Origin of the sequence: Rubrivivax rivuli (assembly GCF_004016505.1) — a bacterium.
GTDB classification, from domain to species: Bacteria; Pseudomonadota; Gammaproteobacteria; order Burkholderiales; family Burkholderiaceae_C; genus Rubrivivax; species Rubrivivax rivuli.
Genome location: NZ_SACR01000007.1, coordinates 235,415 through 256,107, shown reverse-complemented (window position 1 = coordinate 256,107; position 20,693 = coordinate 235,415). Strand labels below are relative to the sequence as shown.

General features: G+C 66.3%; 21 protein-coding genes. All 21 read left to right on the top strand.

From position 1 onward, the window contains the following. The coding region (locus EOE66_RS21205) for a DegT/DnrJ/EryC1/StrS family aminotransferase (protein ID WP_205702784.1) at nt 1-300 on the top strand (300 nt) is incomplete at its 5' end. A gap of 41 nt (nt 301-341) precedes the next feature. After that, nucleotides 342-1,352: an NAD-dependent 4,6-dehydratase LegB gene (locus EOE66_RS21200; RefSeq protein ID WP_128230739.1), complete on the top strand. Its 1,011-nt coding sequence runs from the start codon at nt 342-344 to the stop codon at nt 1,350-1,352. Nucleotides 1,353-1,360: 8 nt separating this feature from the next. Continuing rightward, the gene (locus EOE66_RS21195) at nt 1,361-2,539 is read left to right on the top strand and encodes a LegC family aminotransferase (protein WP_128230738.1); all 1,179 of its coding nucleotides are present in this window, start codon (nt 1,361-1,363) and stop codon (nt 2,537-2,539) included. A gap of 2 nt (nt 2,540-2,541) precedes the next feature. Next, nucleotides 2,542-3,708: a UDP-N-acetylglucosamine 2-epimerase gene (gene neuC / locus EOE66_RS21190; protein ID WP_128230754.1), complete on the top strand. Its 1,167-nt coding sequence runs from the start codon at nt 2,542-2,544 to the stop codon at nt 3,706-3,708. Continuing rightward, on the top strand, nt 3,701-4,777 hold the full coding sequence (neuB, locus tag EOE66_RS21185) for an N-acetylneuraminate synthase (protein WP_128230737.1): 1,077 nt from the start codon (nt 3,701-3,703) through the stop codon (nt 4,775-4,777). Before neuC ends, neuB begins: the two co-directional genes overlap by 8 nt. Continuing rightward, entirely contained in the window at nt 4,774-5,424 is a 651-nt protein-coding gene (locus EOE66_RS21180; RefSeq protein ID WP_128230736.1) for a NeuD/PglB/VioB family sugar acetyltransferase, read from the top strand. Before neuB ends, EOE66_RS21180 begins: the two co-directional genes overlap by 4 nt. After that, on the top strand, nt 5,421-6,470 hold the full coding sequence (locus EOE66_RS21175) for a nucleotidyltransferase family protein (RefSeq protein WP_128230735.1): 1,050 nt from the start codon (nt 5,421-5,423) through the stop codon (nt 6,468-6,470). Before EOE66_RS21180 ends, EOE66_RS21175 begins: the two co-directional genes overlap by 4 nt. Continuing rightward, nucleotides 6,467-7,201, top strand: a complete 735-nt coding sequence (locus tag EOE66_RS21170; RefSeq protein ID WP_128230734.1) for an acylneuraminate cytidylyltransferase family protein — start codon at nt 6,467-6,469, stop codon at nt 7,199-7,201. The genes EOE66_RS21175 and EOE66_RS21170 overlap by 4 nt, the downstream gene beginning before the upstream one ends. Before the next feature lie 37 nt (nt 7,202-7,238). Beyond that, the gene (locus tag EOE66_RS21165; protein WP_128230733.1) at nt 7,239-8,429 is read left to right on the top strand and encodes an N-acetyl sugar amidotransferase; all 1,191 of its coding nucleotides are present in this window, start codon (nt 7,239-7,241) and stop codon (nt 8,427-8,429) included. Nucleotides 8,430-8,436: 7 nt separating this feature from the next. After that, the gene (gene hisH, locus EOE66_RS21160) at nt 8,437-9,054 is read left to right on the top strand and encodes an imidazole glycerol phosphate synthase subunit HisH (RefSeq protein WP_128230732.1); all 618 of its coding nucleotides are present in this window, start codon (nt 8,437-8,439) and stop codon (nt 9,052-9,054) included. Next, nucleotides 9,054-9,830, top strand: coding sequence for an imidazole glycerol phosphate synthase subunit HisF (gene hisF, locus EOE66_RS21155; protein WP_128230731.1), 777 nt, complete (start codon nt 9,054-9,056; stop codon nt 9,828-9,830). Before hisH (EOE66_RS21160) ends, hisF begins: the two co-directional genes overlap by 1 nt. Next, nucleotides 9,827-10,492, top strand: coding sequence for an LbetaH domain-containing protein (locus EOE66_RS21150; RefSeq protein ID WP_128230730.1), 666 nt, complete (start codon nt 9,827-9,829; stop codon nt 10,490-10,492). The genes hisF and EOE66_RS21150 overlap by 4 nt, the downstream gene beginning before the upstream one ends. Then, nucleotides 10,489-11,874, top strand: a complete 1,386-nt coding sequence (locus EOE66_RS21145) for a glutamate-1-semialdehyde 2,1-aminomutase (RefSeq protein WP_128230729.1) — start codon at nt 10,489-10,491, stop codon at nt 11,872-11,874. Before EOE66_RS21150 ends, EOE66_RS21145 begins: the two co-directional genes overlap by 4 nt. 2 nt (nt 11,875-11,876) lie before the next feature. Then, nucleotides 11,877-12,683, top strand: a complete 807-nt coding sequence (locus EOE66_RS21140; RefSeq protein WP_128230728.1) for an SDR family oxidoreductase — start codon at nt 11,877-11,879, stop codon at nt 12,681-12,683. A 4-nt stretch (nt 12,684-12,687) separates the two neighbouring features. Continuing rightward, nucleotides 12,688-14,193, top strand: coding sequence for a lipopolysaccharide biosynthesis protein (locus EOE66_RS21135; RefSeq protein ID WP_164885209.1), 1,506 nt, complete (start codon nt 12,688-12,690; stop codon nt 14,191-14,193). Further along, nucleotides 14,190-15,707, top strand: a complete 1,518-nt coding sequence (locus tag EOE66_RS21130) for a hypothetical protein (RefSeq protein WP_128230726.1) — start codon at nt 14,190-14,192, stop codon at nt 15,705-15,707. Before EOE66_RS21135 ends, EOE66_RS21130 begins: the two co-directional genes overlap by 4 nt. After that, a complete protein-coding gene (gene hisH / locus EOE66_RS21125) occupies nt 15,704-16,318 on the top strand; it encodes an imidazole glycerol phosphate synthase subunit HisH (protein WP_128230725.1) in 615 nt (204 codons plus the stop codon). Before EOE66_RS21130 ends, hisH (EOE66_RS21125) begins: the two co-directional genes overlap by 4 nt. Next, complete coding sequence (locus tag EOE66_RS21120) at nt 16,318-17,100, top strand: AglZ/HisF2 family acetamidino modification protein (protein ID WP_128230724.1); 783 nt, start codon at nt 16,318-16,320, stop codon at nt 17,098-17,100. The genes hisH (EOE66_RS21125) and EOE66_RS21120 overlap by 1 nt, the downstream gene beginning before the upstream one ends. Continuing rightward, a complete protein-coding gene (locus EOE66_RS21115; protein ID WP_128230723.1) occupies nt 17,097-18,209 on the top strand; it encodes an N-acetyl sugar amidotransferase in 1,113 nt (370 codons plus the stop codon). Before EOE66_RS21120 ends, EOE66_RS21115 begins: the two co-directional genes overlap by 4 nt. 18 nt (nt 18,210-18,227) lie before the next feature. Continuing rightward, nucleotides 18,228-19,487 carry a hypothetical protein gene (locus EOE66_RS21110; protein WP_128230722.1) on the top strand — a complete coding sequence of 420 codons (1,260 nt, stop codon included), beginning with the start codon at nt 18,228-18,230 and terminating at the stop codon, nt 19,485-19,487. A gap of 3 nt (nt 19,488-19,490) precedes the next feature. Then, nucleotides 19,491-20,687, top strand: a complete 1,197-nt coding sequence (locus EOE66_RS21105; RefSeq protein ID WP_128230721.1) for a glycosyltransferase family 4 protein — start codon at nt 19,491-19,493, stop codon at nt 20,685-20,687. Nucleotides 20,688-20,693 lie beyond the last annotated feature (6 nt).

Here is a 20,693-nt window from a genome sequence, read left to right as displayed (position 1 = left end):
GAGCGGGCCGACCGCGACTGCGTTTGGGCGCAGTACACCGTGTTCGTGCAGAACCGCGCGGCGGTGCAGGAGGCACTGAAGCAGCAGGGCATCCCGACGGCCGTTCATTACCCCAAGCCGCTGCACCGCCAGGTGGCCTATGCGGAGCACTGCTGCCCTGACTGCTGCCCGAACAGCGTGCAGGCCGGCGATCAGGTGATGAGCCTGCCGATGAGCCCCGACCTGACTGAGGCGCAGATGGACCGCGTGGTGGCGGCGCTGGCCCAGGCCGTGGCCGCACACGCCAACCCTCAGGCCTGAGCCCAGCGCACCAGTCCGCCCTCTTCCATCCGAGCAAGACCATGAATCTCAAAGGCAAGAAGGTCCTCGTCACCGGGGCCGACGGCTTCATCGGTTCGCACCTCACCGAGCACCTCGTTCGCATCGGTGCCGACGTGCGCGCCTTCGTTTACTACAACAGCTTCAACTCCTGGGGATGGCTGGACGAAGCGGGCGAAGACATCAAGCAATCGCTGGATGTCTTCGCGGGAGACATCCGCGACCCCCACGGCGTGCGCACGGCCATGAAGGACTGCGACGTCGTCATGCATCTCGCGGCGCTGATCGCCATTCCCTACTCGTACCACTCCCCGGACACCTACGTCGACACCAACGTCAAGGGCACCTTGAACGTGGTGCAGGCAGCACGGGAACTGGGCACCGAACGCGTGGTGCATACCTCCACCAGCGAGGTCTACGGCACGGCGCGGTTCGTCCCCATCACCGAGGCACACCCGCTGCAGGGCCAGTCGCCCTACTCCGCCAGCAAGATCGGCGCCGACCAGATGGCGCAGAGTTTCTTCGCCTCGTTCGGCACGCCCGTTGCCACCATCCGGCCCTTCAACACCTACGGGCCGCGCCAGTCGGCACGCGCGGTGATTCCGACCGTCATCACGCAGGTGGCATCGGGCGCGTGCGCGATCAAGCTGGGCGCCATGCACCCCACGCGCGATTTCAACTACGTGCAGGACACCGTGCGCGGCTTCGTGGCCGTTGCCGAATGCGATGCCGCCGTGGGCCAGGTGCTGAACGTGGGCAGCAACTACGAGATCACGGTGGGGGATACCGCCAGGCTGATCGCCGAACTGATGGGGCGCGAAGTCGAATTCACCAGCGATGAACAGCGCCTGCGCCCCGCAGGCAGCGAAGTCGAACGGCTGTGGGCCGACAACACCCTCGTGCGCGAACTGACGGGCTGGACGCCGCAGTACCCCGGCATCGAAGGGCTGCGCCGCGGGCTGCAGGAAACCATCGCCTGGTTCGGCAATCCCGACAACCTGCGCCGCTACAAGGCCGGTCTCTACAACATCTGAAGCCGGCCATGAACCCTTCTCCGTCGCTGGCCCAAGCCGTCACCGAGCGCGTACGCGCCGTCGTGGGCGCACAGCGTGTGGCACTGCACGAGCCCAGCTTCCAGGGCAACGAGTGGGCCTACGTCAAAGAATGCCTGGATACGGGCTGGGTGTCTTCGGTCGGCAGCTATGTAGACCGCTTCGAACGCGATCTGGCGGCTTACACCGGCGCTGCGCATGCCGTCGTCGTGAGCAACGGCACCTCGGGCTTGCAGGTGGCGCTGCAGTTGGCCGGTGTGATGCCAGGCGACGAAGTCGTGATCCCGGTCCTCTCATTCGTGGCCACCGCCAATGCCGTGCGGCACTGCGGCGCCTGGCCCCATTTTGCGGATGTCGATGGCGCCACCCTGGGCCTCGGGGTGCCGGCGCTGGCCGACCACCTGGACGCCGTGCTCGAGCAGCGAGATGGCGTCAGCATCAACCGGCACAGCGGGCGGCGCGTGGCCGCCATCGTGCCCATGCACACCTTCGGCCACCCAGTGGACATGCCGGCCCTGATGGCCCTGGCCGCACGCCATGGCATTGCGGTGGTGGAAGACGCCGCTGAATCACTGGGCAGCTTCATCGACGGCCGTCACACCGGCACCTACGGCGTGTGCGGCATGCTCAGCTTCAACGGCAACAAGATCGTCACCACGGGTGGCGGTGGCGCCCTCATCACCAACGACGCGCAACTGGCGCGGCGGGCGAAGCACCTCACCACCACGGCCAAGCAGCCGCACCCCTGGGCCTTCTTCCACGACGAGGTGGCCTACAACTACCGCATGCCCAACCTGAATGCAGCGCTGGGTTGCGCACAACTGGAGCAGTTGCCTAACTTCCTGCGGGCCAAGCGGGCGCTCACGCAGCGCTATGCCAGCGCCTTCGCCGACCTGCCGCAGGCGCGGCTGTTCCTGGAGCGCCCGGGCACCGAAGTGAACTACTGGCTGCAGACCCTGATCCTGGAACCAGGTGCGGCCCATGAGCGCGATGCCGTGCTGGCCGCGACCAACGAAGCAGGGCTGATGACGCGTCCGGTCTGGGAACTGCTGAACAGCCTGCCGATGTACCGCGACTGCCCGTCGATGCCACTGCCCGTGGCCACCGATCTGGCTGGGCGCATAGTCAACCTGCCCAGCAGCCCGCAACTGGTGCGAGAGCCGGCGTGAACATGCGCTCCAAGGTCGCGGTCGTCACCGGCAGCCGGGCCGAGTACGGGCTGCTGTACTGGGTCTTGCGCGAACTGCGCGATGCACCCGACCTCGAACTGCAGTTGCTGGTCACCGGCATGCATCTGGCACCCGAGTTCGGGCACACCGTGGCCGAGATCGAGCGTGACGGTTTTGCGATCGCTCAACGCGTGGAATGCCTGCTCTCGAGCGACACGCCAGGCGGTGTGGCGAAATCGATGGCGCTCGGCCTCATTGGCATGTCCGACGCCCTGGAGCGCCTGCGCCCGGATGTGGTGCTGGTGCTGGGCGACCGTTTCGAGATCATGGTGGCTGTGCAGGCTTGCCTGGTCCATGGCATTCCCGTGGCGCACATCGCCGGGGGCGACACCACCGAAGGCGCGTTCGACGAAGCGATCCGTCACGCCATCACGAAGATGTCGCACCTGCACTTCGTCACCAACGAGCAATCGGCGTGTCGTGTTCGCCAGTTGGGTGAAGACCCGCGTCGTGTACACGTTGTGGGCAATCCAGGGTTGGACCATCTCCGCCGCCTGCCCTTGCTGGACCACGAGGCCCTCGGCACAGCCCTGGGCGCGCCACTGGCGCCCCGCAACCTGCTGATCACTTTTCACCCGGTCACTCTGGAGCCGGGGGAGAGCGAACGCCAGTTCGGTGAGTTGCTGGCGGCACTGGACGGGCTGGGTGCCGACACGGCCCTCTGGTTCACGCGCCCCAACGCAGACACCGGTGGGCGGGGGCTGTCGGCTGCGCTGGACGCATGGGCCGCGCCGCGCGCCGGGCAGGTGCATGTGCACGCCTCGCTGGGGCAATTGCGCTACCTCAGCCTGATGGCACAGGTGGATGCCGTGGTCGGCAACTCTTCCAGCGGCCTTTACGAAGCGCCGTCGTTCCGCATTCCAACCGTCAACATTGGCGACCGCCAACGCGGCCGGCTGGCACCGGCCTCGGTGGTGCATTGCGCACCCGAGCGGGATGCCATCAGCGCCGCCTTGACGCGTGCGCTGGCCATGGACTGCAGCGCCGTCGTGAACCCGTTCGGCGATGGGCACGCTGCCACCCGCATCGTCGCGGCACTGCGGCAGATGCCGCCGCGGGCCGAACTCCTCAAGAAGCACTTCCACATGACCGGAGACGCCAATGGCTGAACGCACCTTCGTCATTGCCGAGGCCGGCGTGAACCACAACGGCTCGCTGGACCTGGCGCTGAAGCTGGTCGATGTGGCTGCCGCCGCGGGCGCGGATGCCGTCAAGTTCCAGACCTTCAAGGCGGCCAAGTTGGTCACAGCCGCTGCTGCCAAGGCCGAGTACCAGGTGGCCAACATGAAGGAAGGCGGCACGCAGTTCGCGATGCTGCAGCGCCTGGAGTTGTCGGAACAGGACCACCTGCGTCTCGTCGAACACTGCCGCGACGCGGGCATCCGCTTCATGTCGACGGCCTTCGATGCCGAAAGCCTGGCCTTCCTGGCAACGCTGGACATGCCGGCGATCAAGCTGCCTTCCGGCGACATTACCTGTGCGCCGCTGCTGCTGCAGGCCGCCCGGCTGAGAGCCCCGCTGATCGTTTCCACGGGCATGTCCACCCTGGCAGACATCGAAGACGCCCTCGGCGTCATTGCCTTCGGCCTCACCCAGGCGGGCGAGCCGACGGGGCGCGCGGACTTCCTGGCTGCCTACTGCAGTGATGCAGGTCGGCAGGCTCTGCAGCAGCACGTCAGCCTGCTGCACTGCGTGACCCAGTATCCGGCACCCCCGGCGTCGGTGAACCTGCGCGCCATGGACAGCATGGCCGCTTGCTTCGGCCTGCCGGTCGGCTACTCCGATCACACGCTGGGCACCGAAATCTCGCTGGCCGCCGTGGCACGCGGCGCCACCATCATCGAGAAGCACTTCACGCTCGACCGCAGCCTCCCCGGGCCGGACCATGCGGCCTCCCTGGAGCCCGGGGAACTCAGGCAACTCGTGCTCGGCATCCGCAACATCGAAAGTGCATTGGGAGCCCGTCTCAAGGCGCCAGCGGCCTCTGAGGCCGGCAACCGCCCCGTCGCACGGCGCAGCCTCGTTGCTGCGCGCCCCTTGCGCCGCGGTGAGCCCATCACCGCCGATGCGTTGGCCTGCAAGCGGCCAGGTCTGGGACTTTCTCCGATGGAGTTCTGGGACATGCTCGGCCGGCCCGCAGCGCGCGATTTCGCGGCCGACGAACTCATCGAGCGATGACGCACCCCGAGATCATCATCGTCGGAGCGGGCGGCCATGCGGCCGTGGTTGCGGACGCCTTGCTCGCGACCGGGATGCACGTGCTGGGCTTCGTCGACAATGACCTGGCCATGCGGGGCCGAGAACTCTGCGGGCTGCCGGTCTTGGGCGACGATGCCGTGCTGAGCACGCATGACCCCGGCCGGGTGGTGTTGGCCAATGGCATCGGGGGCACCAAGGGCGAGGGTCTGCGCGCCGCTGTTCAGTCGAGGCTGGAAACCGCGGGCTGGCACTTCGCGACGGTGCGTCACCCTGGTGCGGTGGTTTCACCTTTTGCGAAGCTCGGCCCTGGCGTGCAATTGATGGCCCACAGCGTGGTGCAACCGGGCGCCAGCCTGGGCGCAGGATGCATCGTCAATTCGGCAGCGGTGGTCGAGCACGACGTGAAACTGGGTGCGTTCGTTCATGTCGCTTGCAACGCCACGTTGTGCGGTGGGGTGAGCGTGGGCGAACACAGCCATGTCGGCGCTGCTGCGGTGGTCAAGCAGGGCGTGCGCCTGGGCAAGGGCACGGTCGTCGGTGCAGGTGCGGTGGTGGTGAGTGACTTCCAAGGTGGCGGCACGCTGACCGGCGTGCCCGCGCGCCCGATGAACAAGAGAGCAGCATGAAGACCTGGGAACGTGCGTTGGTAACGCCGGACATGACGCTTCGCGAGGCGTTGGGGTGCATCGACCGGGCAGGCAGCCAGATGGCGCTGGTGGTCGACGAGCGCAGGCGCCTGCTGGGCACACTGAGCGACGGCGACGCACGGCGCGGACTGCTGGGCGGCTTGAGCCTGGCGGACAAGGTTTCAGCGGCCATGCACCTGAACCCGACGGTCGCAAATGCCCGAGAGAGCCGGCATGCCATCCTCGCGACGATGCGGCAGCGCGGGCTGCACCAGATACCGGTGCTGGACGATGAGGGCATCGTGGTCGGCATGGAAGTGGTGGACGACTTCCTGACTGCACGCGAACGGGAGAACTGGGTCGTGATCATGGCCGGTGGCCTGGGTACGCGTCTGGCGCAACTGACGCGCGATACGCCCAAGCCCATGCTTCGTGTGGGCTCGCGGCCGTTGCTGGAAACCATCGTCATGGGCTATGCAGCGCAGGGTTTCCGGCGCTTCTATTTCGCCGTGAACTACAAGGCCGAGCAGATCGAGCAGCACTTCGGCGACGGCCGTGCATTCGGCGTGGAGGTCCGCTACCTGCACGAAGAGCAGCGGCTGGGTACTGCCGGCCCGCTGAGCCTGCTGCCCGAGCGGCCCAGCCACCCCATCGTGGTGACCAATGCAGACCTGCTGACCAAGGAAGATTTTGGCGAGATGGTCGACGGTCACATGGCGTCGGGCGCCGACGCCACGATGGCCGTCCGCGATTACGAGATGCAAGTCCCCTTCGGTGTGGTGCGCGAGCGTGATGGCTACATTGAGGCCATCGATGAAAAGCCCGTGCAGCGATACACCGTCAGCGCGGGCATCTACGTGCTGGCGCCGCATGTGCTCGACCTGGTCCCCCGGGACACGCAGTTCGACATGCCTGCTCTGTTCGAGGCCAGCGCGCGACAAGGTCTGCGCGCGCGCTGCCACCGCATCGAGGGCTACTGGCTGGACATCGGGCGGCTGCCCGACTACGAACGCGCCAACCTGGAATTCGACGAGGTGTTTCGGTGATCGAAGGCAAGAAAGTGCTCGCCCTCGTGCCCGCGCGACGCGGCTCGAAGGGACTTCCGCTGAAGAACATCCGCCCCCTGGGTGGCAAGCCGCTCTTGGCCTGGCCCATTGAAGCTGCACGCCAATCACGTCACGTTGATCGCGTGGTCATTTCGACCGAGGACGCGGAGTTCGCTGAAATCGCACGCCAGGCTGGCGCCGACGTGCCCTTTCTGCGACCTGCGGCCTTGGCCAGCGACACCTCACCGAGCATCGACTTCATGGTCCACGCCCTGGAGACGCTTGCGGCCGCGGGTGAGCACTACGATTACTTTGTACTGCTTGAACCCACCTCGCCACTCACCGAGGCCAGCGACGTCGACGCAGCCCTGCAGGCGCTTCACGCCAGGCAGGCCACCGCCGATTCCATCGTCGGGGTGAGCGCCCTGGTCACGGAGCATCCGGCCTTCGCCGTCCGCTTCAACCCAAGTGGCCTGATGGAACCCTATGCAGCAGCCAGCTTCGGCCAGTTGCCCCGTCGGCAGGACATTGAGCCGCTGTACAGCCTGGATGGCAGCCTCTACATCTCCAAGACAGAAGCCCTGCTCCGCGAGCGCGGCTTCTGCCACCAGCGCACGCTCCCCTATGTGACACCGCGCTGGAAATCCCTGGAAGTCGACGACATCGTCGACTTCGTCTGCATCGAAGCCGTGCTCGCCCACCGCGAGCTCATCCTCAGTTCTCAGGCCTGAGCCCAGCGCCAAGGCCACCCCGTACAGGAGCTTTCCCATGAAGCGTTGCACCCGCTGCCTGACCAAGGAAACGGTCGACACCATCACCTTCGACGAGTTCGGTGTCTGCAGTGTCTGCCGCCAGGTCGAGTTCAAGAAGGAGAAGATCGACTGGGCAGACCGCGGGCGCCAACTGCAGGAGATGATCGCCCGCCACAAGGGCAAGGGCCTGTACGACTGCGTGGTCCCCTACAGCGGCGGCAAGGACAGCGTGTTCCAGCTCTGGTACATCGTGAAGGAGTTGAAGCTCAAGCCGCTCGTGATCCGATTCAATCATTGGGGCTATCGCCCACTCGTTGAAGAGAACAACACCAAGGTTTTCAAACAGTTGGGTGTCGACGTGGTCGAGTTCACGCCCAACTTTCATGTCGTGCGCGAACTGATGCTCGAATCGCTGAAACGCCGCGGCGATTTCTGCTGGCATTGCCACACCGGCATCTATTCGGGTGTGATGCACATGGCAGTGCGCTTCGAGACCCCACTGATCTTCTGGGGCGAGTCAACCGCCGAGTACCACAGCTGGTACACCTTCGAGGAAATGGAGGAGGTCGACGAGAAGCGCTTCAACCGCCTGATGAACCAGGGCATGACGGCCGACGACATGTACGAATTCCTGCAGGGCCGCGTTGAACGTCGTGACCTGTGGATGTTCGACTACCCCAAGCGCAAGGACCTGATCAAGCTGAAGGTCGAGTCGATCTGCCTGGGCAACTACATCGAGTGGAACACCAAGGCCAACGTCGAGATCATCAAGCGCGAACTGGGCTGGAAGGGCCAGGCCGTCGAAGGCGTGCCCCCGCAGTACGACTACGAGAAGATCGAATGCACGTTCCAGGGCATGCGCGACTACGCCAAGTACGTCAAGCGCGGATACGGCCGAACCAACCACCTGGCCACCATCGACATCCGCAACGGCGCACTCGGGCGTGAAGAGGCCCTGGCGCTCGAAGAGCAGTACGACGGCAAGCGGCCGGCCTCGCTCGACTGGTTCCTGAACATCCTGCAGATCTCGGAAGCCGAGTTCTACGAGATCCTGGAAAAGCACCAGGTGCACCCGTGGAAGTTCGACCCCAGCCAGGTGCAGACCGGTGCGCCGCTGCCCGACATGCCGCTGTGGGACACGACGGCCATCGACAAGCCGCTCGGTCCGCCCAAGGACGAAGAAGGCCGCACCACCAAGTACGTCTGACGCCACCATGATCGCCATCGTCGATTACGGCATGGGCAACGTGCGCTCGTTGCAGAACGCCTTCGAGTACCTCGGGGCGGACGTGATCATCACGTCCGACATCGAAGAGCTCGAAGCCAGCGAGCGTCTGGTGCTGCCCGGGGTGGGCGCCTTCGGCGACGCCATGGAGGCCATCCGTCAACGTGGCCTGCAGGACACCCTCACGCGGCAGGCGATGGAATTGAAGAAGCCGGTGCTCGGCATCTGCCTGGGCATGCAGCTCTTTGCGCGTTCGAGTTGCGAGCACGGGCAGCACACCGGTCTGGGCTGGCTGGATGCAGACATCCGCCGGCTGGAGGTTCAGCGCCCGCTGAAGGTGCCGCACGTGGGCTGGAACGATCTGCACTTCCCGCCTGACGATTGGCTGTTCAAGGGCCTGCGCCCCGGCCACGCGAACTTCTACTTCGTGCACAGCTACCACATGGTGTGCCACGACGCGGGCAACCTGGTGGCCACTGCCGACTATGGCGGTCCGGTCACGGCCGTGGTGCGCGCTGGCAACCTGGTGGCGGCGCAGTTCCACCCCGAGAAAAGCCAGGACAACGGCCTGAAGATGCTCGAGAACTGGGTGGCCTGGAAGCCCTGATGCTGAAGAAACGAATCATCCCGAAGTTCCTGATCCGCCAGGGCCGGCTGGTCAAGGGTGTGCGCTTCCACGAGAACTTCCGCGAAGCAGGCAACCCCGTCTCCACCGCCAAGGTGTACGACGCCTACGGCGTCGACGAGTTGCTGTTCGTGGACATCGATGCCACGCCGCAGGGGCGGCCCGCGGTGGGCAGCATCATCGAGCGCGTCTCTGAAGAGGTCTTCATGCCCTTCACCGTGGGCGGCGGAATCCGCACGCTCGACCAGATCGCCGTGTTGCTGGCCAGCGGTGCCGACAAGGTTTGCATCACCACCGCCGCCATCGAGGACCCGGGGTTCGTGACGCGTGCAGCCTCGCGCTTCGGCGACCAGTGCATCGTGGTCGGCATCGACTACCAGCGCCAGCCTGACGGCTCGTTGCGCGTGGTGTCTCGCTGCGGCACGCAGCCCACAGAAATCGACCCGGTGACATGGGCCCAGCGCATGCAGGACGCCCATGCCGGCGAGATCATGCTCTGCTCGATCGACCGCGATGGCACCATGCAAGGCTACGACGTGGATCTGATCGCCCAGGTGTCCGAGCGCCTGGAAGTGCCGCTGATCGCCTCCAGCGGCGCAGGCACCTTGCAGCACTGCCGCGATGCGCTGGAAGCCGGCGCTTCGGCCATCACCATCAGCAGCATGTTCCTGTTCTCGGACCACAGCCCGATCAAGGTGCGCAGCTACCTTTCGACCAACGGCGTCAGCGTGCGCGCCCAGAAAGGGAGCCAGAGTTGAGCGCCCGGGTCGACAGCAGCCTGGGTGCCGACGGGCTGGCCGCGCTGGCGGCGCGGCAGCTCGATGCCTTCTTCCCAGACGGCCAGGCCGTGCACCCCGCCGATGTGGCGGTGGCCGTGCCCGGTGCGCTCGCGCGGCTGGAGCACTGCTTCAGCCACATCGGCAACAAGTACTTCTTCAATGGCAGCCAAGCGGTCTTCGACCACTTGCACGGCGACCAGTACGCCATGTGGCTGTACCTGCTGGCCAACGAACTGCACCGACGCGCCGGGCCGGCGCCGCTGTGCAAGAAGCTCTTTCTTCTGAACAAGGCGCTGCACGGCTGCGACATCTTCTACGAGGTGTCTCTGCCCTCTGTGTTTCTGCTGGTTCACCCGCTGGGTACTGTGCTCGGGCGTGGGCAGTACGCAGACTTTCTCATCGCCTACCAGCGTGTCGGCGTTGGCAGCAACCACGATGTCTACCCCACGCTCGGCCGTCATCTCACGCTGCACCCCGGCAGCGCCGTGCTCGGCCGTTCGACGGTGGGCGATCACTGCAGCATCGCCACCGAGTCGCTGTTGCTCGACAGCGACCTGCCAGCGAACAGCGTCTACATCGGCAACCCGCGCGACGCCCTGATCAAACCGCGCAAGCACAACCCTTCCATCTGGCGAACATGAGCAACACCGACACCGATTTCGAAGCATTGCGTGCACGTCTGCACCGGGCCATCCCGGGCGGTGCCCACACCTATTCGCGCGGCGACGACCAGTTCCCGGCCATCGCCCCGCCGCTGTTCGTGCGCGGCAAGGGCGCCTACGCCTGGGACAGCGCCGGCCAGCGCTACCTCGACTACGGCATGGCGCTGCGCGCCGTCACGCTGGGCTATGCCGATGCACGCGTGAACGCAGCCGCCGCTGCCGAGATGGAAAACGGCGTGAACCTCACACGCGCCACGATGACCGAGTTGTTGGCTGCCGAAGCGCTGATCGACCTCGTGCCCTCGGTCGAGATGGTGAAGTTCGGCAAGAACGGCTCGAACGTCACCACGGCTGCGGTGAAGATCGCCCGCGCCTACACGGGCCGCCGCTACATCTGCGTGCCGCGACAGCAGCCCTTCTTCTCCTTCGATGACTGGTTCATCGGGACCACGGCACTCAAGCGTGGCATTCCGGCCGAGCAGACGGCTTCGACACTGGTGTTCGACTACAACGACATCGGCTCGCTGAAGGCGCTGTTCGACGCGCACCCCGGCGAGATCGCGGCCGTGATGCTGGAGCCGGCCACGACGATGATCCCCTGCCCGCCCGCCTGCACCCGGCCGGCCGGCTGGCCGTCCACTGGCACCTGTGCCGGCTGCGACTGCAACGCCCAGAACTTCCTGCAGCAGGTGCAGACCCTGTGCCGCAAGGACGGAGCGCTCTTCATCCTGGACGAGATGATCACCGGCTTCCGCTGGCACCTGCAGGGCGCACAGACCTTCTTCGGCGTGCAGCCCGACATCACCACCTTCGGCAAGGGCATGGCCAACGGCTTCTCCGTGGCAGCCGTGGGCGGCCGGCGCGAGGTGATGGAGGTCGGCGCCATCAACCGCCCCGGCATGGAGCGCACCTTCCTGCTTTCCACGACGCACGGCGCCGAAATGACGGGCCTGGGGGCCTTCATCGCCACAGCGCAGATCTACCGGGACGAAGACGTCGTCGGTCATCTGTGGCGCTACGGCGCCTCGCTGCGCGACGGCATGACCCAGGTGGCCGCCAGGCACGGCTTGTCGGCGCACTTCCAGATGGACGGACCACCCGTGTCCTTGAACTACCTCACGCGCGACACTGGCGGACAGGTGTCTCTGTCGATGCGCACGCTGCTGTCGCAAGAATTGCTCAAGCGCGGCGTGATGATGCCTTGGGTGGCCATTTCCCAGTCTCACGGCCCGGCCGAGTTGCAACTCACGCTGGAGGCGCTGGACGGCGCCCTGGGCGTGTACGCGCAGGCCCTGGATGGCGGCGTCGAGAAGTTTCTGCAAGGCCCGGCCATCCGGCCTGTCTTCCGCTCGCACAACTGAACATGGCCCTGCCCTCCAAATTCGATCTCGGCGGCAAGGTGGCGCTGGTCACTGGCGGTGCTGGCATCCTGGGCCAGCACTTCTGCGAAGGCCTGCTCACCGCCGGCGCGCAGGTGGCGGTGGTGGATGTCGATGCCGCCGCTGCCGAGGCCGTGGCGGCGCGCCTGGGCGCTGGGGCAGCCGGTTTCGGGTGCGATGTCAGTCAGCCCGCCTCGGTGCAGGCCTGTGTGCAGGCCGTGCTGGCGCGCTTCGGCCGTATCGACGTGCTGCACAACAACGCTGCCACCAAGTCGCGCGACGTGCGCGCCTTCTTCACGCCTTTCGAGGACTATCCGCTCGACACCTGGCGCGAGGTCATGTCGGTCAACATCGACGGCATGTTCCTGATGGCGCAGGCCGTTGGGCGCCACATGGTGGCCCGCGGCGGCGGCGGCGCTGTCATCCAGACAGCCTCGATCTACGGCCTGGTAGGCCCCGATGCCCGCATTTATGAAGGGTCCGACTACCTGGGCGGCGCGATCAACACGCCGGCCGTGTACGCCGCTTCCAAGGCCGCCGTGGTCGGGCTCACCCGCTGGCTGGCCACCCACTGGGCCCAGCAGGGCATCCGCGTGAACTGCCTGGTGCCCGGCGGTGTTTCCAGCGGTCAGAACAGCACCTTCTCCGAGCGCTACTCGGAGCGCGTGCCCATGGGCCGCATGGCCCGTGCCGATGAGATGGTGCCGGCTCTGCTGTACCTCGCTTCCGATGCATCGAGCTACGTCACCGGCCAGGTACTGGCGGTGGACGGCGGCTGGACGGCCTGGTGAAGCTGTGAGCAAGCTGCGTCTGCTCGGCACCAACTCGGCCATCTACGCCGGGACCAGCTTGCTGCAGAAGGGTTCGGCCTTCCTGCTGTTGCCGCTGTACACGCTGTATCTCGATCCGCAGGCCTACGGCGTGCTGGCCATCGTCACGGCGGTCAACGGGCTCCTGAGCATCGTGTTCACGCTGGGGCTGACCGGCGCCGTCACGCGCTTCTACTTCGAGTTCCAGGACCAGCCAGCACAACTGGCCGAGTTCTGGGGCTCCATCCTCGTCTGCGTGCTGCTGCTGTCGGCAGCAGTCGGGGGCGCGCTGCTGGTGTTTGGCGAGACGATGCTGCGCCCGATCATCGGCGACGTGCCCTTTTGGCCCTATGTCGCCCTGGGCGTGATGGCCTGCTTCTTCCAACCCTTCCTAACCACCTTCCTTTCGGTGCTGCAGACGCGCAACCAGGCCGCGCGCTACGCGCTTGTGTCGCTGGCGCATTTCGCGCTCACCACCGTGCTCACGATCGTGCTGGTGGTCGTGCTTCACCAAGGCGTGCTGGGCGCGCTTCAGGCGACGCTGGCCGCTGCGGCCGTGTTCTTCGGCGTCTCGCTGTGGTTGCTGCGCAAGGACATCACGCCCTGCCTGCGCTGGCGCCACTTGCGTCCGGCCTTCGCTTACGGCCTGCCGCAGGTGCCGCACGCAGCGGCCAGCCAGGTGACCGCCACCACCGACCGGCTGATCCTGAACGCCCAGGTGGGCACCGCCACCGCGGGTGTGTACTCGGTCGGCGCCATGATGGCCTTGGTCGTGGAAGTGGCGGCCCAAAGCGTGAACCGTGCGTACATGCCGCTCAGCATGGCAGCCCTGAAGAGCGGTGCGCCGGCCGAACTGGCGCAGTTGCGTGCCCTTGGCGCGCTGGTGGTCGCAGGCTTCTGCCTGCTGGGCGCCGGCATCGGTCTGTTCGCGCGCGAGATGGTGTGGCTGTTTGCCAGCCCGGCCTTCGCCGCCGCTGCCGACGTCGTGCCCGTGCTCGCCTTCGGTGGAGTGGCCAGTGCCATCTACTACCTGCTGGTGAATGTGCTGTTCTTCGACCGCAGCGCCATCCGCTACCTGCCCTTGGGCACGCTGGCAGCTGCAGGGCTGAACGTCGGGCTGGCGCTGCTGCTGGTGCCGCGTTTCGGGCTGATGGGCGCAGCCTGGGCCACCTTGCTCGCACAGGTGCTGGCCACGGTGCTCATCGCCGTCATCGGCAGCCGCTTCGACCCCGTGCGCTGGGACCACGGTCGCTATGCCCTGGCATTCGGCGGCAGCCTGGCGCTCACGCTCGGCCTCGGCAGCTTCGAACTCGGCGGACTCGGCGCCGACATCGCAGCACGGGTGGCGGCGCTGGCCCTGCTGGGCGTGCTGCTTGGCGTGGTGCTCTGGAACCGGCCCCTGATCCTCGCCGAGGCCCTGATGCGCCTGCTGTCGCGCCAGCCGGCCGCGGCCGCGGCCCTCTTCGCAGGCGCCCACCGCACACAGGCATGAAGACGTCTTCGGAGATCATTGACGCGCTCAATACACTGGAACGTCAGTTCCCGGTGGCCCAGTGGCGTTCGGGTGACCTGCACCTGTGGCCCAGTTACCGCCTGCGGCTGTACGGCAACGCCATCGACCGCATGCTGCTGACGCAGGCACCGCCGCAGACCCTGGGGCGACTGGGCCGACTGGCCGACCGGGCGGCACGCGCCCTGTGGCGTGTGCCGCTGGCAGCCTGGCGTGACCACCGCGCGAACGCGCCCTGGCACCAGGATGCGCAGGCCGTGTTTTTCAGCGATGGCGTGTCCTTCACGCCGCTGAACGGCCAGTGGTTCGACCGCATCATCGATCCGGTGATGCAGGCGCTCGACCGGCGCGGGCTGCACAGCCTGAAGCTCACGCCTTTGGCCGAGGCCCACGTGCCGCGACAGCGCCCGTCCCGCTTCGTGCAGCCTGCCATCGACCGCATCAAGCTGCTGGCCTCCCGCGGCCGTCCCGCACTGGAAACACCGCAGTGGGAGACTTTCGAGCAGGCCGCTCAGGCCGCCTTCGGCGCCCCGGTGCCTTCACGCGAGTGGCTGCAGATGCAGACAGCACGGCTGGATGCGCTGGCGCGCTGGTTCGGTCACCGTCTGCAGGCCACGGGCGCACGTTGCGCCTTCGTGAACACCTACTACTCGCTGGAGGGGCAGGCCTTTGTGCAGGCTGCGCGCCGCCTGGGCTTGACCACCGTGGACGTGCAGCACGGCATGCAAGGCGAGCACCATGCCGCCTACGCACGCTGGCTGCAAGTGCCGGCAGGAGGCTACTCGACGCTGCCCGACGAGTTCTGGGTCTGGGGTGACACCGAGGCGCAAGCCATCGGCCGCTGGAACGCAGGGCTGGGCACCCACCGCCCCAGGGTCACCGGCAACCCCTGGCTGCAGCGCTGGGCGGATGACAGCGACCCCCTCATCGCCACCTGCCTGGCACAGGCCGGGGCATTGCGCCGGCCCGGAAAGAGGCAAGTCCTGGCCTGTCTGTCATGGGGCCTGGCCGACGAAGAGACCGGGAAGCTCATCGAAGCCGCGATCCAGTGCGGGCCCGACGTGGCGTGGTGGTGGCGGCTCCACCCTGTGGAATCCGGCAAGCGCACCGCCTTCGCCGCGCGCCTGCAGCAGCAGGGCCTGGACGGCAGTCAGGTGGGCGCAGCCACCGACCTGCCGCTGTATGCGCTGGTGCGCAGCGCCGATGTGGTGCTTGCGCACTCTTCCACCGTGATCCAGGAAGCCGCACAGCTGGGCGTGCCATCGGTCGTAAGTAGCGACTATGGTGCCGAATTCCACGCAGGCCTGGTGCACACGGGCCAGGCGCTGAAGGCCACCACTCCCGCGGCCATCGCCACCGCCGTGCGCGCGATGGCCGACCGCCCGCGAAACGAAAGTCCGCTCGTCGTGCAGGGCGACCTGCTGCAAGCGGCCGTCGACGACCTCTTCAAGACCGCGCCGCGGCTCCAGCCGCGCTCCGAACCCGCCCCTGCATGATCACCATCGTCGACTACCGGATGGGCAATCTCGGCTCCATCAGCAACATGCTGAAGAAGCTGGGCATCCCCTCCAAGATCACCGCCGACCCACAGGACATCGCCGTGGCGCGCAAGCTCATCCTGCCCGGCGTGGGAGCCTTCGACGCAGGCATGGACAACCTGCACCGCAGCGGTCTGCTGCCAGCGCTGAACGAACGTGTGCTCGGGGCCGGCGTGCCCGTGCTGGGCATCTGCCTGGGCATGCAACTGATGACGCGGCGCAGCGATGAAGGGCACCGGGAAGGCCTCGGCTGGATCGATGCCGAAGCGCTGCGCTTCCGCCCCGCAGACGCCGCGCTGAAAGTGCCGCACATGGGCTGGAACCTGGTGAACACCGTGCGCCCCTCGCCGCTCACCGAAGGCCTACCTGACGAGCCACGGTTCTACTTCGTTCACTCCTACCATGTGCGCTGCAGCTCACCCGAAGACGTGCTGCTCACCACACGCTACGGCGAAGAGTTCCACTCGGCTTTCCAGCACGGCACGGTGTCGGGCGTGCAGTTCCACCCCGAGAAGAGCCACAAGTTCGGCATGGCCCTGCTGCGCAACTTCGCCGAGAAGGTGAACTGATGCTGCAGACCCGCGTCATTCCCTGCCTGCTGCTGCTGGGCGAGGGCCTGGTGAAGACCACCCGCTTCAAGGACCCCGTCTACGTTGGTGATCCGATCAACGCCATCCGCATCTTCAACGACAAGGAAGTCGACGAGCTGATCTTCCTGGACATCACGGCCTCTCGCGAAGGCCGAGGTCCTGCCTTCCAGGCCATCCGCGATTTCGCCAGCGAGTGCTTCATGCCCGTGGGCTACGGCGGCGGCATACGTTCGCTCGAAGACGCGCGGCAGGTGCTCTCGATGGGCATCGAGAAGATCATCCTCAACACCATGGCACTGCGCCGGCCCGAACTGGTGTCGGAGATCGCGCGCGAGTTCGGCTCGCAGGCGGTGGTGGTGTCCATCGACGCCAAGAAGAAGTTGCTGGGCGGCTACGAGGTGATGGGCGCTGCCGGCACCGAGAAGACCGGTCTGAAGCCTGCGGCGCACGCCCAGCGCATGGTCGAGCTCGGTGCGGGCGAGATCTTCCTGAATTCGATAGACCGCGATGGCACGCAAGCCGGCTACGACCTGGCCCTCGTTCGCAGCGTGGCCAGCGCCGTCAGCGTGCCTGTCATCGCCTGCGGCGGTGCCGGCACGCCGGCTCACTTCACCGAAGCAGTGACCGAAGGGCATGCCTCGGCAGTTTCCGCAGGCAGCATGTTCGTCTTCCACGGCAAGCACCGCGCGGTGCTCATCAGCTACCCGACACGTGCCGAGCTCGATGCGGCACTTTCCAACCTGGCCCCCAAAAGCTCATGACCTCGCCGTACCGCATTTGCTGCCGCTGCATCATGGACACGACAGACCCTGACATCGTGTTCGATGCCACGGGTGCCTGCAACCACTGCGCTCGCTATGACACGCTCGCCCAGCAGAGGCTGATTCCGCCTGCCGAACGGCCAGCTCGGCTGCAGGCCCTGGTGGAGACGATCAAGCGGGAAGGTCACGGCAAGGACTACGACTGCGTCATCGGTGTCTCGGGCGGCGTCGACAGCACCTACGTGGCCTACCTCACCCACGAGTTGGGTCTGCGTCCGCTGGCCATCCACTTCGACAACGGCTGGAACTCGGAGCTGGCTGTAGCCAACATCGAAAAGGCGCTGAAGAAGCTGAACATCGACCTCTTCACCTACGTCGTGAACTGGCCGGAGTTCCGCGACCTGCAGTTGTCGTTCCTGAAGGCCTCCACACCCGACGGCGAAGTGCCCACCGACCATGCGATCGTGGCCCTGCTCTACCGAATGGCGGTGAAGTACGGCCTGAAGCACGTGCTGCTGGGCGTGAACGTCAACTCGGAAGCCGTGATGCCCCGCAAGTGGGGCTATGGCTACTCCGACTTCCGCTACATCAGCGCCGTCCATCGGCAGTTCGGCAAGGTGCCGCTGAAGACCTACCCGCACTACAGCCTGCCGCAGCTGTTCGGCTACATGTTCCTGCGCAAGATCCAACTGGTGCCGATCCTGGACTACATCGACTACCAGAAGGAAAGCGCCATGCAGACCATCCAGGACCAACTGGGCTGGGTCTACTACGGCGGCAAGCATTACGAGTCGATTTACACGCGCTTTTACCAGTCGTACATCCTGCCGCGCAAATTCAATATCGACAAACGGCGGGCCCACTACGCCAACCTGGTGCTGTCGGGGCAGATGACCAGAGAAGGCGCCCTGAGCGCGCTGGAAGCGCCGGTCTACCATGAGCAGGGCCTGGCCGACGACCGCAGCTATGCCATCAAGAAGCTGGGGCTCAGTGAAGGCGAGTTCGAGGCCATCATGGCCGCGCCGACGAAGACCTTCCTCGACTACCCCAACAGTTTCGAGCGCATCGAGACGGCCAAGAAGGCCGTGCGCTTCCTGCGCGGCCGCTGAGCCCGTTCACGGCAGGCCATGTACAAGTACCTCGTCGCACTGGTCCTGACCACGCCATGGATAGGCGTGTTCCTGCTCGAAGGCGGCGAGTACGGCGCGACCATCGGCATGTACGGGTACCCCAACGGGGCGACGATCGCCTACGGCTGCTATGCGGTGACCGTCGCGCTGGTAGCCTGGCTGGCCCGCGGCCGCCCGGGCCGGGCTAGGCCGGCGCTGCAGACTGACGCACGCAAGATCGATGCACGGCTGCAGGTCTTCGGCACCAACCTGCTCTTCGTCAACGCAGCCTTCCTGGTGGTGTTCCTGTTCGGCTTCGGTGCCATCCAGGTCTGGGCGGGCGCCGTCGGCAAAGGCGAGTTCCGGACCGAATTGGGTTCGTTCGGCGCCATCCCGAACCTGATGGCCAAGTTCATCCTGCCAGCGCTGCTGGCTTATGCCGCAGCGCTGTTCCGGCGATCATCGAAATCGACCCGGCTGCGCTGGCTGCTGGGGGCCAACTTCGCGCTGCTCTTCGTGATCGGGGCGTCGTGGGGCTTCAAGACAACAGCCTTGATCGTCCTGCTGCCAGCAATCTTGTTGATCTATTGGCGCGTCACGATCTTCCAGATGCTGCGTCTGGTTCTGCTCTTCGTGCTCGCCATCGTCGCCTTCTTCTACCAGTACGACGTCGACGTCGAGACCTACGCCGAGGTGCACACCTTCCTGCTGACGCGCATCACGGTGATCCAGGGCGACGTGTCCTGGCTGGTCTGGGACAAGTACATCAACGACGAAGAATTCCCCGCCTACGCGCCGACGCTGCTCGCGGCGGTCGGTGACAAGGTGCTCACGTTGTTCGGCCTTTCGCGCGGCGAGTTTTACGAGTGGATGCTCTTCCACTACGACCTGATGATCACCTACATCGCCGGTGTTCCGCTGGACCAGATCGCGGACGGGCACAGCATCACGGCCACGCCTTTCTCGGAGGGCCTGGTGGCCGGCGGCGTGGGCGGCGTGGCCTTCTTCGCGCTGCTGGGCGGTCTTCTCGTCGGTCGCATGTACGCCTTCATCGAGCGCTCGCTGCGGCAGGGGCACGAGGCACGCGCCGCAGTCGGTGCCAGCTATTTCTGCTTCTACATCTTCGCCTGGCTCAACGGCGGTGCGGTGGTGCAGCTAATCCATATCTCGGCCTGGGTGGCCCTGCTGGCCACACTGTTCGCCTTCAAGGCCATGCAGCTGCTCGGACGACGCACGCAGGCCCGCCCGATACCCCCTGCCGCGCCCGCGGCCGCCTGAACCATGCTCAAGGTCCTGTACCTGCACCCCTTCTCTGCCTACGGGGGTGCGACCAAGAGCCTGGCCGAACTGGTCAGGGCCTTTCCGAAAGGCGAAGTGGGCGGCCTTGCGCTGGCCCCCCCGGGACCGGCCGCGCAATCACTGCACCAGGCGGGCCTGGAGATACTGCCGGTGCGCGGTCTCTCGCAATGGGACGACACGCGCTTCGGCCACTATCGCGGTGCGCGCTGGCTCATCCTGCTGCGAGAACTGGCCTACTGGCCCGGCAGTCTGCTGGCGCTGCGTCGCGCGGCGGCACACGGTCCCTTCGACCTCGTGCATTGCAACGAAATCACCGCGCTGCTCGTCGGCGTGCTTGCCAAGCGCCTGCTGAAGGCTCCCCTGGTGGTGCATGTGCGCTCATTGCAGCGCGGGGTCTCGGGCGGATGGGTCACCCGGGCACTGCTGCGCCTGCTTCGCCACCACGCAGATGCCGTGGTGGCCATCGATGAAGCCGTGCGGCGAACCTTGCCTTCCGACCTGCCGGTGCAGGTCATCCACAACGGCATGCGGCCGCCCGAAGATCGCCCTGACCGCCCCATCGACGGTGCGGCGCCCTTCACCGTGGGCATCATCGGCGTGCTGCACCGGTCCAAGGGTGTCTATGAACTGATCGAGGCCGCGAGGCTGCTGCGTGACCGGGGTGTTCCAGTGCGCATCCTGGTGGCTGGTGCCAATGTCCACAAGTTGACCGGCCTGCGCGGCTGGCTGCTGCGCAAGCTCGATTTCGCGCGAGACGTGCGCGGCGACCTGGAGGCCACCGTGGATCGCCACCGGCTGCACGCGGAGGTCGAATTCTTGGGCTTCGTGTCGGATGTGCAGTCCGTGTACGAACGTCTGGATGCCGTCTGCTTCCCCTCGCACCTGGACGCACCCGGACGCCCGGTGTTCGAGGCGGCGCTGCACGGCCTGCCCACCGTGGTGGCCATGCGCCACCCCACCGAAGACGTGGTGGTGCCCGGCGAAACAGGCCTGTGCATCGACGAGCCCACACCCGAGGCCATCGCCGACGCGATCCAGTCGCTGGCGGCCGATCGCGACCGCACCCGCGGCATGGGGCGGCGCGCGCGGCAACTGGCGTTGGGTCGCTTCGACAGCCGACTGTGCGCGCAGAAAATGCTGGCCGTCTACCAGAAAACGGCTCCGCCCTCGCCAACCTGAGGGTGC